The sequence below is a fragment of the Geobacter sp. PheSNFMC genome, from assembly GCF_059620965.1.
This window is the reverse complement of sequence record NZ_JCAMRN010000025.1, coordinates 25,208-38,119: the sequence shown is the minus strand read 5'-3', so window position 1 is coordinate 38,119 and position 12,912 is coordinate 25,208. Positions and strand designations below refer to the sequence as shown.

At 56.8% G+C, this 12,912-nt stretch carries 14 protein-coding genes and 1 pseudogene; 8 read left to right on the top strand and 7 right to left on the bottom strand.

Annotation, left to right across the window (positions count from 1 at the left end):
* Both AC6CDK_RS07470 and gspC read right to left on the bottom strand, forming a co-directional pair.
* Positions 1-435, bottom strand: a pseudogene (locus AC6CDK_RS07470) (type II secretion system secretin GspD); the annotation flags it as partial.
* 105 nt (positions 436-540) lie between these two features.
* A complete protein-coding gene (gene gspC / locus AC6CDK_RS07465) occupies positions 541-1,416 on the bottom strand; it encodes a type II secretion system protein GspC (RefSeq protein ID WP_039647876.1) in 876 nt (291 codons plus the stop codon).
* Between the two features lie 168 nt (positions 1,417-1,584).
* On the opposite strand from gspC, the gene AC6CDK_RS07460 reads away from it, so the two are divergent.
* Together AC6CDK_RS07460 and AC6CDK_RS07455 are read left to right on the top strand one after the other, a co-directional pair.
* Positions 1,585-2,979, top strand: coding sequence for a DegQ family serine endoprotease (locus tag AC6CDK_RS07460; protein WP_039647877.1), 1,395 nt, complete (start codon positions 1,585-1,587; stop codon positions 2,977-2,979).
* Between the two features lie 74 nt (positions 2,980-3,053).
* On the top strand, positions 3,054-4,544 hold the full coding sequence (locus tag AC6CDK_RS07455; protein WP_192904973.1) for a leucyl aminopeptidase: 1,491 nt from the start codon (positions 3,054-3,056) through the stop codon (positions 4,542-4,544).
* 79 nt (positions 4,545-4,623) lie between these two features.
* Here the strand turns inward: AC6CDK_RS07455 and atpE are convergent, their stop codons facing one another.
* The 5 genes from atpE to hemL all read right to left on the bottom strand — a co-directional run bounded on the left by atpE (position 4,624) and on the right by hemL (position 7,635).
* Entirely contained in the window at positions 4,624-4,899 is a 276-nt protein-coding gene (gene atpE / locus AC6CDK_RS07450; protein WP_010941001.1) for an ATP synthase F0 subunit C, read from the bottom strand.
* Between the two features lie 59 nt (positions 4,900-4,958).
* A complete protein-coding gene (locus AC6CDK_RS07445) occupies positions 4,959-5,648 on the bottom strand; it encodes a F0F1 ATP synthase subunit A (protein ID WP_039647880.1) in 690 nt (229 codons plus the stop codon).
* A gap of 4 nt (positions 5,649-5,652) precedes the next feature.
* A complete protein-coding gene (locus AC6CDK_RS07440; RefSeq protein ID WP_192904972.1) occupies positions 5,653-6,039 on the bottom strand; it encodes an ATP synthase subunit I in 387 nt (128 codons plus the stop codon).
* A complete protein-coding gene (locus AC6CDK_RS07435) occupies positions 6,011-6,256 on the bottom strand; it encodes an AtpZ/AtpI family protein (protein WP_039647883.1) in 246 nt (81 codons plus the stop codon). Before AC6CDK_RS07435 ends, AC6CDK_RS07440 begins: the two co-directional genes overlap by 29 nt.
* A 95-nt stretch (positions 6,257-6,351) precedes the next feature.
* Positions 6,352-7,635: a glutamate-1-semialdehyde 2,1-aminomutase gene (gene hemL / locus AC6CDK_RS07430; RefSeq protein ID WP_192904971.1), complete on the bottom strand. Its 1,284-nt coding sequence runs from the start codon at positions 7,633-7,635 to the stop codon at positions 6,352-6,354.
* 305 nt (positions 7,636-7,940) lie between these two features.
* Between hemL and AC6CDK_RS07425 the strand changes: the two genes are divergently transcribed.
* Genes AC6CDK_RS07425 through nuoF form a run of 6 tightly spaced genes read left to right on the top strand, consistent with a single transcriptional unit; the run spans position 7,941 to position 12,908 of the window.
* On the top strand, positions 7,941-8,297 hold the full coding sequence (locus AC6CDK_RS07425; RefSeq protein WP_039647886.1) for an NADH-quinone oxidoreductase subunit A: 357 nt from the start codon (positions 7,941-7,943) through the stop codon (positions 8,295-8,297).
* The gene (locus AC6CDK_RS07420) at positions 8,288-8,800 is read left to right on the top strand and encodes an NADH-quinone oxidoreductase subunit B (protein ID WP_039647888.1); all 513 of its coding nucleotides are present in this window, start codon (positions 8,288-8,290) and stop codon (positions 8,798-8,800) included. Before AC6CDK_RS07425 ends, AC6CDK_RS07420 begins: the two co-directional genes overlap by 10 nt.
* Positions 8,801-8,833: 33 nt before the next feature.
* Positions 8,834-9,322 (top strand): NADH-quinone oxidoreductase subunit C, encoded by a 489-nt coding sequence (locus AC6CDK_RS07415; protein WP_039647890.1) that lies wholly within the window; start codon positions 8,834-8,836, stop codon positions 9,320-9,322.
* Positions 9,323-9,374: 52 nt separating this feature from the next.
* Positions 9,375-10,547 carry an NADH dehydrogenase (quinone) subunit D gene (nuoD, locus tag AC6CDK_RS07410; protein WP_039647892.1) on the top strand — a complete coding sequence of 391 codons (1,173 nt, stop codon included), beginning with the start codon at positions 9,375-9,377 and terminating at the stop codon, positions 10,545-10,547.
* 27 nt (positions 10,548-10,574) lie between these two features.
* Positions 10,575-11,096 carry an NADH-quinone oxidoreductase subunit NuoE family protein gene (locus AC6CDK_RS07405; RefSeq protein ID WP_039647894.1) on the top strand — a complete coding sequence of 174 codons (522 nt, stop codon included), beginning with the start codon at positions 10,575-10,577 and terminating at the stop codon, positions 11,094-11,096.
* Between the two features lie 36 nt (positions 11,097-11,132).
* Positions 11,133-12,908, top strand: coding sequence for an NADH-quinone oxidoreductase subunit NuoF (gene nuoF / locus AC6CDK_RS07400; RefSeq protein WP_039647896.1), 1,776 nt, complete (start codon positions 11,133-11,135; stop codon positions 12,906-12,908).
* The last annotated feature ends 4 nt before the right edge of the window (positions 12,909-12,912 follow it).

Here is a 12,912-nt window from a genome sequence, read left to right as displayed (position 1 = left end):
GAGAAAGCCCACCGCTTCCTGGGCGGAGATGCGCTCCAGGGGGATCACCCGGGCCACATAGGCATCGCTCACGGGGAGGCGGTCCTTGTCGCTCAGAAGCTTCATGCCCGATTGCTTGGCTGCCGCCGTAGGAACCACCTTGTAGACCTTGCCGGCCTGGACAAGGGTGAACCCCTTCAGTTCCAGAACCGATGTGAACAGGTTGAACGCTTCATCCGGCGTCAGCTTGGAGGGGGAGTAGATGGATATCTTTCCCTTCACCCGCTCGTCCAGGACGAAATTCTTGCCGGTCAGGTCGCTGATGAACTTCACCATGGTGGCGATGTCCACGTCGTTGAAATTGAGAACCACCCCCCGGGCACTCGCCGGCAGCGGTGCAAGAAGGGCGCAGGCCAGGACGGCAGCGGTCAGCAGGTTCAGGAAGCGTTTCTTCACGGAAATCCTCCGCACGTTATTCACAATGACCGTGCCCCTGCGCGCTTGCCACTGTCCCCTGGGAAGGAGCTCTGCCGCCAGCGCAAAGCGAAGCCGTCATTGTGCTTATCGTATATCGTAGTTAAACGAAGTCGGCTGGCCGTCCCTGACCAGATCGAGCTTGATGCGGTTCTGCCCCTTGAGCGATGCCAGCGATTGGATGGCGCGCTCGGGTGAGTCCACGGGGAGATCATTGATGCGGAGCAGAATGTCCCCGTTCCGCATGCCGATCATTGAAAACACTCCAGCAGGCTTGACCTCTGAAATCCGGAAGCCCTCCACTTTGCCCTCTTTTACGCTCGGCAGGAGCCGTGCATCGGTCATCACCTGGCCAAGGTTTTCGAGGGCGGCGTTGAGCGCTCGCTGATCAATCACGTAGCTTCCCGCCCCCACCTGAACCGCACCGGTTTGCGGTGCGGCAACCGGGGGAGGAGGGGCGGATGTCGGTTCTATCCCCATGGCCAGGGGGGTTGTGAGGCGAATCTTTCGCCCGCTGGCGAGGATTTCCACGCTTTCCTTCTGGACTCCCACGAGCGGACCGACGCCGAACACGGTGTCGCCCAGACGAAAAACCCGTTCTTCAGGCGGCGTTGCCCGGCGGATGAGGGCGAATGTCTCCCGGAACGAGCCGCGGGCCGTTCCCAGCAAGGCCAAATCCCCAAGGACCGGCGCAGGCTGCTGGGCTCCCGCCGCCCCCTGGACAGGTGCGGCGAGGGGAGTCAGTTTTCCCTGTGTCGCCCGGCCGAACAGTCCCTGGTCAAGAATGGGAGCAAAACTCAGAATGTCGTCGGAAACGGCTGTGGTGGAGGGGCCGGTCGCACCCATTGCGGTAGGCGGTGCCGTCCGGGCCAGGCGATAGGAGATCAGTCCGGCGGCGATCCGCGCGGCCGCCAGTAAGTTCAGCGCGATCAAGAGAGCAGTGAGGAGATAAACCTTTTTCATCGGGCCTTTTCGCGTGGTTTTGACTGCTGCAATACTAGCACATCCATGGGGCGAGGCAAGAAAAAACACCGCCAGTGCGGCATCTGCAAGGGGTTCAGCCGTCCTGCAGTTGACAAACACCCCCCTGGTTATTACATTTATCGGGTCAATTTTACCGAGGAGGTCCGTATGAAAGTGATGTCCCTGCGGTTCCTTAAGGCTATGCTCGCTGTCATCTGCCTGATGGCGCTGTCTGCGGGAGAAGTCCCCGCCAAGGTCATGGCTCCCGATTTCGTCGCGCTTGCCGAAAAGCTGAAACCAACCGTCGTCAACATCAGCACATCCAAGAGCCCGGCCCAGACAGCCCGCCCCCGTCGCCAACCCTCTCCCTTCAACGACCCGTTCCATGATTTCTTTGATCGCTTTTTTGACGAGGCGCCTCGCCGTCAGCAGCGGGAGCGGAGCCTCGGTTCCGGGTTCATCATCAGCGATCAGGGCTTTATCATCACCAATAACCATGTGGTTGCCGGCGCCGACGAGATCAAGGTTCGCCTCTCCGACGGCCGCGAGTTCAAGGCGGAATTGAAAGGGGCCGACGAAAAGCTGGACCTGGCTCTCATCAAGATAGAATCCAAGGATCAACTCCCCGTGGCGAGTCTCGGCAACAGCGATGAAATCAAAGTGGGCGAGTGGGTGATGGCGATCGGCAATCCCTTCGGCCTTGCCCAGACCGTTACCGCCGGCATCGTCAGCGCCACCGGCCGCGTCATCGGCAGCGGTCCCTATGACGATTTCATCCAGACCGATGCCTCCATCAACCCGGGTAACTCGGGAGGGCCCCTTTTCAGTGCCGAAGGCAAGGTCATAGGCATCAATACCGCCATCATCGCGGGCGGTCAGGGGATCGGTTTCGCCATCCCCATCAACATGGCCAAGGACGTCATTCCCCAGCTCGAGGAAAAGGGCAAGGTCATCCGCGGTTGGCTGGGGGTGACGGTTCAGCCCATAACCCCTGATCTGGCCCGCTCGTTCGGCCTCGATGGAGAGCGGGGCGCGCTCATCGCCGACGTGGTGAAGGATGGTCCCGCTGCCAAGGCCGGACTCAAGAGTGGGGACATCGTTCTTGAGTTCGACGGTAAAAAGATCCGGGAGATGAACGAGCTTCCCCGTATCGTAGCCGCCACCCCGGTGGGGAAGGCCGCGCCAGTCAAGGTGCTGCGTGATGGTAAGGTGCAGGATGTCGAGGTGTCGGTCGGGCGCTTGGCGGATGCGGGCGACGAGGCCGATCAGAAGAACGGCGAGGACAAGCTAGGCATGGCAGTCAGGGAACTGACGCGCGATCTTGCCGCCCGTATGGGGCTCAAGGAGACCCAGGGTGTCGTGGTCACGGGAGTGAAGTCGGGAAGTCTGGCCGGGGAGGCCGGAATCCTGCCGGGTGATATCGTTCGGGAGATAGGGGGGCGTCCCATTGCTACGCTGGCGGATTATGAAGCAGCGATCCGGGCAGTGAAAAAAGGAGATGTTGTCCGTTTCCTCCTGCGCCGCGGCGGGGGTAACCACTTCCTGGCAATCCGGGTCGAATAGCCCGGCTCCATACTTAAGAAGAAGGGGCATGTCCGCGGACATGCCCCTTCTTTGTTGATTCCAAGGAGATACCCATGGTTATTTCAGTAGAGGCAACCGATTACACGACATTCCCCTGCGCGGCGCTGCTGGTCGGCTGCCGCGAAGACAACCCGTTGGATGACCCCATTCTGGCGCGTATCGACGAGATCCTTCAGGGCGCCATCGCATCGCTTATTCAGCGCCGAGAGATTTCCGGGGAGCTGAATCGGGTTATGGTCCTTCATACGCTGGGTCGTATTCCTGCGGAACGTATTGTTCTCGTGGGGCTTGGCAATTCCGGCGCGCTGACTCCCGAGCGGCTGCGCCAGGCGGGAGGGAGCACCGTAAAAGCCTTGAAAGGTGCCGGCGTCACCCGTGCCGCCTCGGTCGTGCATCGGGCTGCTGGTGTCCCGCCCACGTCAGTAGCGGATATTGCCCAGGGATTGTCCCTTGGTGCCTATTCCTTCGATAGCTACAAAACGAAGCCGGACACTACGGCTGCCGTGGCGGAGATAGTCAGCCTCTTTGAGCCGGGGGCGGATACTGCCGATGCCGAACGCCTGCTCGCAGATGATGCAACTATCTGCGAGGCTGTATCCTTTGCCCGCGATCTCGTTTCTCAGCCCGGCAACGTGGCTACTCCCCTGTTTCTGGCGGAAAAGGCCCTTGAGCTTTCGGCCCGGCTCGGCATTGCCTGCACGGTCCTCGACCGTGACGAGATGGAGCGTCAGGGCATGGGGGGAATTCTCTCGGTTGCCAAGGGATCGCATCAGCTTCCCCGTTTCATCGTTCTCGACTATCGGGGAGGGAGTGCGGATAAGCGCCCCACGGTCCTGGTAGGAAAGGGGGTCACGTTCGACTCGGGCGGTATATCGCTCAAACCCCGCGAGGGCATGGAGAGGATGAAAGACGACATGGCAGGCGCAGCGGCCGTTATGGGGGCCGTGATGGCCGTGGCGGGGCTACGGCTGCCGGTGAACGTCATCGGGCTCGTCCCGGCAGCCGAAAACCTGCCCGGGGGAGGGGCGTACAAACCGGGCGACATCGTCCGGACCATGTCCGGCCAAACCGTGGAAATCGTCAATACTGATGCCGAGGGTCGAATGATACTCAGCGACGCCCTGTTTTACGCTCAGCGCTTCAAACCTGCCGCGGTCATCGATCTGGCAACCTTGACGGGGGCCTGTCTTGTGGCGCTCGGGAGTGCCGCATCGGGGATCATGGGAAATGATACCGCCCTTGTCAAGTTGCTGCGCAGGGCAGGGGAGGCGACGGGCGAACGGCTGTGGGAGCTGCCCCTGTGGGACGAGTATGGCGAGATTATGAAAAGTGATGTGGCTGACCTGAAAAACGCGGGCGGTCCCCATGCTGGAACCATTACTGCTGCATGGTTCCTACAGCGTTTCGTGGGCAAGAGCCGATGGGCTCATGTTGATATCGCCGGCACTGCGTGGGAGGAAAAGGGGCGGCCGTATCAGCCGAAAGGTGCCACCGGTGTCGGGGTGCGGCTGCTGGTCGAGTATCTGAAGGCAACCGTGCGGTAGCCGAAATCACAGAGACCACGTGAAAAAAGGGTGGGGCCGTCGGGCCCCACCCTTTTCTGTCTCGAAAGAAAGACGGTCCTTACTTCACGACAGCCTTGGCAAGCTCGATGGCCACATCCTTGTAGGGGTTGGCGAAGAGGATGATGAGGCACACGACGAGAACGTAGATGGCAAGGGACTCGATCATGGCCAGACCGATCATCATGGTGGTGAGGATCTTGCCGGAAGCGCCGGGATTGCGGGAAACGCCCTCAACGGCGTTCTTGACCGCGAGACCTTGGCCGATACCGGTACCGAACGCACCGATTGCCATACCGAAGCCAGCCGCCAGCATGCACATTGTGAAAAATTCCATTGTTACTACCTCCCTTTGGTGTGTTGTATCCTAAACGGTATAGGATTCGTGTAAGCAGATTAGTGTGCTTCCTCAAGCGAACCTTGGATATAGATCATAGCGAGAAGCATGAAAACAAATGCCTGGATGAATGACACCAGAACGCCCATGAGCATCATCGGCAGGGGAACAAGGAAGGGGGCCAGGGCGAAGAAGATCATGAGAACAAGCTCGTGACCGTTCATGTTGCCGAAAAGACGGAGCGAGAGGGAAAGGGGGCGGCTCAGGTGCCCGATGATCTCAATGAAGAACATGAGAGGGGCCAGCCACCAGATCGGCCCCATGAAGTGCTGCAGATAGTGGAAGCCATGTTTTTTGATGCCGACGATATGGGTTGAAAGAAATACGATTACAGCGCACGCTGCCGTCGTATTGAGGTTTGCGGTGGGGGGGAAGAAGCCGGGAATCAGGCCGATCAGGTTCGAAACGAGAACAAAGAGTGCCAGGGTCGCAATGAGCGGGAAATACGGTTTTCCCTTCTCGCCCATGGTCTCCTCCACCATGTTTTCAATGCCACCGATCACGACTTCCATGAAGTTCTGCATTCCGGTCGGCACGGCTTTGAGTGCTTTTGTGGCCATGAGGGACACGATAAGCAGGCAGACAATGATGAGCCATGTGTAGGCGATGGCGTCTGCACCCGCTTCAGAGATGTGAAGCGGTTCGAGGAGCTTCCTGAAGAACTGCAGGAATAGAAGCGGATGAACCATGGGGCTAATCTCCTTTAGTGACGAACATGTAAATCGCAAGAGCGGTTATGACGATTACGAGCAACGAGAGGCCGAGGATGAGTCCCAGGACCTCAATACCCGTGTGAACCACCAGCAGGTATATGACGAACGCCAGAATGGCGAACCGCAGCAGATACCGCAGTTGGGCGAAACGTGCCGCCTGATGCGCCTCAAGTCCCAGGGCACGCCGGATGATGCGAAGCAACCAGTAGTAGTTTGCCAGCGCCAGAATGCCGCCGGCCAGAATGCCGCCGGCAAATTGGACGGAACCAAGCAGATACCCTGCGACCGTCATGATGGCCAGAAGCAACCAGCTACCAACGACGACGGCTGTGAGGAGGTTATTCTCGTGAATCCTTGTCGCCGTCATCTTTTTTGATTGCTCTTCCGGCAATGATGTAGATGTTGCGAAAACCCGCCGCGATACCAAAGAACAGAAAAATGAAGAAAAACCACGGGTGAGTTCCCAGCCACTTGTCAAGCTGTCTGCCGATCAGCACCCCGATAATGATGGCCAACGCCACCGAGATTCCCATGCTCGAAACGAGTCCAAGCGTTTGAATGAGTCGTCGATTGTCGTTGTTCATCGGCAGTAGTGTGAGGCTGCCCTGAGGGGCCGCAAACCAAAATGACTTACCACACCCCGGACTTGCCTGTCAATCATCAAAATCGTCGGCTCACGTTAGAGGGCGGCAAAGCATGACCGGGCCGCAGCAATCGTCTTCTCGATTTCCGCCTCGGTGTGGGCGATCGAAACAAAAGCCGTTTCAAACTGCGAAGGGGCCAGGTAGATACCCTTTTCGAGCATCATTCTGAAAAATGCGGCAAATGCCTTTGTGTCGCAGGTTGCGGCCGTGGGCCAGTCCCTGACCTCGTTGCTGGTGAAAAAGGTGCAGAACATGCTGCCGACCCGGGTCTGGTAGATGGGGTACCCGGCGGATTTGGCCGCCTCGGTGATGCCGTCGGCAAGGCGGCGGCTCGTTTGCTCCAGTCGCTCGTAGAACCCGTCTGCCTGAAGCAGCTTGAGGGTCTCGATACCGGCCGTCATGGCGAGGGGGTTGCCCGACAGCGTGCCAGCCTGATAAACGCCTCCGGACGGGGAGAGAAGCTTCATGATGTCCTTTTTGCCACCGAAGGCGCCGACAGGAAGCCCGCCGCCGATGATCTTGCCGAGGGTTGTCATGTCAGGGGTTACGCCGTAGAGTTCTTGGGCCCCCCCATAGGCAACACGGAAGCCGGTCATGACCTCGTCGAAAATGAGGACAATCCCCTCGCTGTCGCAGATGGAGCGGAGCCCTTCGAGAAATCCCTCTCCCGGCGGAACGGTCCCCATGTTGCCGGCAATCGGCTCGACAATGATGCACGCTACCTCATTCTTGTTCTCGTCAATGAGCTTCGAAACCGAACCCAGGTCGTTGAACTGGGCGGTGAGCGTGTTTTTTGCCACGTCGACCGGGACCCCCGGTGAATCAGGCACACCAAAGGTGGCAGCTCCGGAGCCGGCTTTCACCAGGAGGGCATCGGCATGGCCATGATAGCAGCCTGAGAATTTGATGATTTTGTCGCGGCCGGTGTAGCCGCGGGCAAGGCGTATGGCACTCATGGTCGCCTCGGTTCCGGAGCTGACCATGCGAACCATCTCTATGGAGGGAACCGCATCGATTACCATTCGAGCAAGAGTGATTTCCAGTTCCGTGGGGGCGCCAAAGCTGCTGCCGCTTTCGACGGCCCGCTTTACGGCCTCAACGACCTGGGGGTGACAGTGGCCGAGGATCATGGGGCCCCAGGAACCGACGTAATCGATATAGTCGTTGTTGTCGGCGTCGGTTATCGTGCAACCAATGGCTTTTTTAATGAAAAGAGGGTCGGCGCCCACTGACTTGAAGGCGCGTACGGGACTGTTTACTCCGCCGGGAATGAACTCCTGGGCTTGCGTGAAAAGATCCTTCGAACGGGCTGTGAGCATTGGTGGTTTCCTCTGGTGTGAAAATGTGATGAAAAATTAATAGGTTATTAGCATGTTTGGTGTGTTGGTGTCAAGGGGTAAAATGGCCGTTTTGAGAGGGGGGCAAAAGGGTGTCGATTCGCATGAATACTGAAAAGTCACCGGGTTAGATTAAAATTTTTTTTTCTTGACAAAGTTTTTTAAATGGCATACTTTCCACCACAATTGTATACAGTATACGCGATCGGATAAAGCGGCGTCATGGCTGTAACAAGAGTTCGGAGCGCAGTGGAAGACAACCCTAAAGAAGAGTGGAGGGATTGGAAATGCTGGGAGTATACCTACCAATCATTGTCCTGGTAGCGGTCGCGGTCATATTTGGTCTGGCTTCATTAACCTTCTCGTCGCTGATAGGGCCGAAGAAGCCAAGTGCGGTGAAGCTCGCCCCTTACGAGTGCGGTTGCGAGCCGGTCGGGTCAGCCCGTGAGCGCTTCTCTATAAAGTTTTATATCATTGCCATGCTGTTTATTCTCTTCGATATTGAAGCCGTGTTCATGTATCCTTGGTCGGTTCTTTTTAAGCGGCTCGGGATGTTCGGTGTTGTCGAGATGGGTCTGTTTATCGTCATCCTCTTTGTCGGTTACATTTATGTCTGGAAAAAAGGAGCTCTGGAATGGGAGTAGATCAGCCGCTGGGAGATAACTTCATCACCACGTCCCTGGACAGTCTCGTGAACTGGGCGAGGAAGTCCTCCATCTGGCCCATGACCTTTGGCCTGGCCTGTTGCGCCATTGAGATGATGGCCACGGGGGCTTCCCATAATGACCTTGACCGGTTCGGCATCATCTTCCGGGCATCTCCCCGGCAGGCGGACTGTATTATTATTGCCGGAACCGTCACCAAGAAGATGCTGCCGGTAATTCAGACGGTCTACGAGCAGATGCCGGAACCCAAGTGGGTTGTTGCGATGGGGGCCTGCGCCTGTTCCGGTGGGGTGTTTGACACCTATAGTGTTGTTCAGGGGATTGACACTGCGTTGCCGGTGGATGTCTACATTCCCGGTTGTCCGCCTCGCCCCGAGGCTCTGCTGTACGGTCTGATTAAACTGCAGGACAAGATTATGAAGGACAAGAACTCGTTCGGCTCGACCATAGGGCTTGGCGAGCGCCTTGAGTCCGCAGCGTGACCATCTCACTTTAAGTAAGGGGAACGAACGGTGATGGCTGAGAACAATCGTGCAGTTATAAAGCTTAAGGAAAAATTTGCCGTGTCAATTCTTGATGTGAAGGAATTCCGCGGCGAGGTTACAGTTACGGTGGCACGCGAGAAGATCGTGGATATCTGCCGTTTCCTGAAGGAGTCGTTGCAATACAACCTCTGCACCGACGTGACGGCTGTCGATTATCTTGGGAAGCAGGAGCCGCGCTTCATGATGGTGTACAACCTGTATTCGATTCCCAACAAGGACCGGCTCAGGCTCAAGGCGGGCGTGCCTGAGGCGGACTGTACGATCGATACGGTGTCATGCGTCTGGACCTCAGCTAATTGGCTGGAGCGTGAAGTGTACGACCTCATGGGTGTGCAGTTCGATGGCCATCCCGACCTGCGCCGCATTTTGATGGCCGACGACTGGGTCGGTCATCCGCTCCGCAAGGATTATCCCCTGCAGGGGCCTGATCGTGAGCCCTACAAGGGTCGGCTTTCCTGATTTATCGGCGTGCTGAGAGAAAATAACTCCACAAGGATACAGAGGCGCACAAATGGCTAGCACTGAGATTATGACAGTCAATATGGGACCGCAGCACCCGAGTACACACGGCGTTCTGCGGATGGTCATCGAACTTGATGGAGAGGTTATCCAGAAGATTACTCCGCATATCGGATATCTGCATCGGGGGGTAGAGAAGCTTTCCGAGCATCGCACCTATCACCAGACCATACCTCTAACTGATCGTCTTGATTACTTGGCGCCGATGAGCAATAACCTCGGCTACGTGTTGGCGGTCGAAAAGCTTCTGGGAATCGAGATTCCTGAGCGCGCGCAGGCGATCCGCGTCATCATGGCTGAGCTCACTCGCATCAAATCCCACTTGGTGTGGATCGCCTGTCACGCTCTTGATATCGGAGCCATGACCGTCTTCATCTACGCATTCCGCGAGCGTGAGATGATCATGAGTCTCTATGAGAAGATATCCGGGGCACGGATGACCAGCAACTACTTCAGGGTCGGCGGGCTTTCCGCCGATGTCTATGACGGGTTCGAGAAGGATGTGCGGGAGATTATCGATACCTTCCCCGGTCATTTCGATACCTATGAAGGTCTTCTCACCAAAAACACCATCTGGGTCAATCGTACCGTGGGTAATGGTGTGATATCGGCTGAGGATGCCATCGATTACGGCATAACCGGGCCTGCTCTCCGTGGTTCCGGGGTTGACTGGGATTTGCGCCGCGACAATCCTTACAGTGGCTATGAGAAGTACTCGTTCAAAGTGCCCGTTGGCGAGAAGTGTGACACCTTTGATCGCTATAAGGTCAGACTTATCGAAATGCGCGAAGCGGTTAGTATTGTCCGGCAAGCTCTCGATTCGCTCAAGCCTGGTCCCGTGCTTGCTGACGCTCCGCAGGTCACGTACCCGCCGAAGGAAAATGTCTATAACACTATCGAGGGGCTTATTCATCACTTCAAGATTGCCAGTGAAGGGTTCCCCGTGCCCGAAGGTGAAGTGTACCAGTCGGTGGAGGCACCCAAGGGTGAGCTTGGTTACTACATCGTCAGCGACGGAGGTCCTAAGCCGTACCGGATGAGAATAAGGCCCCCCTCATTCGTGAACTTGGGGGCCATCGAAAAGATGGCCAAGGGATCGATGATTGCAGACCTTGTTGCGGTCATCGGAACCTTGGATATCGTGCTTGGTGAAATCGACCGGTAATGCCACTGCAATAAAGGAGAGGGTGTAATGAGCAACGCTCCGGCCGAAGCTACAACCACAGAGGAAATGCCCGTTGAGGAGATTGATCTCGGGCCAGCCAACCATGTGATCGACAAGTACCTGACCCTGCCCGGCAATCTCATGCCGGTGCTGCAAGGCATTCAGGATGAGTATGGATACGTCCCCCGGCCCACCATTGACTTGGTGGCCGAGAGGCTCAATGTGTATCCCAGTCAGATATTCGGTGTGCTTACCTTCTATGCCCAGTTCCATCTCAAGCCCCGCGGTCGTTTCATCATTCGCGTGTGCGTCGGAACAGCCTGCCATGTTCAGGGGGCGACTCGTATCGTTGAAACGTTCTTTGAGAAGTTGGGGATTGGTCACGCCGAGACAACACCCGACCTCCGCTATACATTTGAAAAGGTTGCCTGCCTTGGTGCATGTGGGATGGCCCCGCTGGCAATGGTCAATGATGACACGTTCGGCAAGATGACCGTGCAAAAGGTTGAAGAGGTTGTCGCCGAGTACAATCAGCGGCCGATGAAATAAACAGACCCAACCATTCACATCAGAGGATAGAGCGTTATGGGCGAAGCGATAAAGATTCTGATCTGTCAGGGGACCGGTGGCGTCTCAGCGGGTGCTAAAAAGGTTGAGGCGGAGTTCCTCCGTGTTATAGGGGAAAAAGGCGTTGACGCCACTGTCGGAAAACGATGTGACGTCATCAAGACCGGCTGTCGCGGCCTGTGTGCAAACGATGTTCTGGTGGATATTGTCGATCCCGAGCTTGGGCGTGTAACGTACGACTTCGTCCTGCCTGAAGAAGTTGAGAAGATCGTGGACGAGCATATCGTCAACCGGACTCCCCTTGAGAAACGCAAGGCAAAGCCGTACTACAACACGTTCGTTGATCAGCAGATGAGGGTTGTTATGACCGGCTGCGGTCAGATCGACCCTGAAAGCCTTGACGCATTTCTTGAAGAGGACGGCTTCAAGGCAATTGAAAAATGCGTTAAGGAAATGACCCCTGCGTCAGTTATCGACGAGGTCAAGAAGTCGGGACTTCGAGGCAGGGGGGGCGGCGGCTTCCCGACGGGCATGAAGTGGTCCTTCTGTGCGGCAACGCCTGGTAAGCTGAAATATGTCATCTGCAATGCGGACGAAGGTGACCCCGGTGCCTTCATGGACCGTTCGATTCTTGAGGGGGACCCCTACTGCATCATCGAAGGGATGATGATTGCAGCGTATGCAATCGGTTGTACTGCCGGCTATGTATACGTCCGTGCGGAGTACCCGCTCGCCATTGAGCGCCTGCAGAAGGCTCTGGACGTCTGTTACGAAAAAGGCTATCTCGGCAAGAACGTCATGGGGTGGGGGTTCGACTTCGACCTTCGGATCAAGAAGGGTGCAGGAGCCTTTGTTTGCGGCGAGGAAACCGCTCTCATGGCGTCGATCGAAGGTGAGCGGGGAATGCCCCGGCCGCGTCCGCCGTTTCCCGCTGTCAAAGGCCTATGGGGAAAACCGACCAACATCAACAACGTTGAGACGTTCGCCAACGTACGTCACATCATACTCAAGGGTGCTGATTGGTACGCATCTCTTGGTACGGACACCACCAAGGGAACCAAGATCTTCGCGGTTACCGGCAAAGTCAAGCACACGGGACTTGTGGAAGTCCCAGCGGGCATGACCGTACGCGAGGTTATCTATAACGTCTGCGGAGGCATCGCCAATAACAGGAAGTTCAAGGCCGTTCAGGCAGGTGGCCCTTCAGGCGGATGTATCCCCGCTGAAGTGCTCGACACTCCCGTTGACTATGACTCGCTTATCAAGGCGGGCGCCATGATGGGCTCCGGTGGCCTCGTTGTCATGGACGAAACCACCTGCATGGTCGACGTGGCGCGTTTCTTCCTTACCTTCACCCGGATGGAATCGTGCGGCAAATGCGTTCCATGCCGCATTGGCCTGAAGGCGATGCTTGACATCCTTGAGCGGATTACTGAGGGAAGAGGTCAGACTGGTGACATTGAAACGCTGCTCGAGATGGGGAGCACCATCAAAAAGGCATCGCTCTGCGGTCTGGGCCAGACAGCGCCCAATCCGATTCTCTCCACTATCAAGTACTTCCGTGAGGAGTATGAAGCTCATATCAATGACCGGCGCTGTCCGTCAAACTGCTGCAAAGAGCTTCTGCTGTGGCAAGTAGTTGAAGAGAAGTGCGTGAAGTGCGGGGCTTGTTTCAAGGCGTGCCCTGTCGATGCGATCATCTGGGAAAAGGGACAGATCGCAATACTGGATAAAGAAAAATGCACCAAATGCAAATCCTGCTACGACGCCTGCCGGTTCATGGCCATCGAGTAGCGAG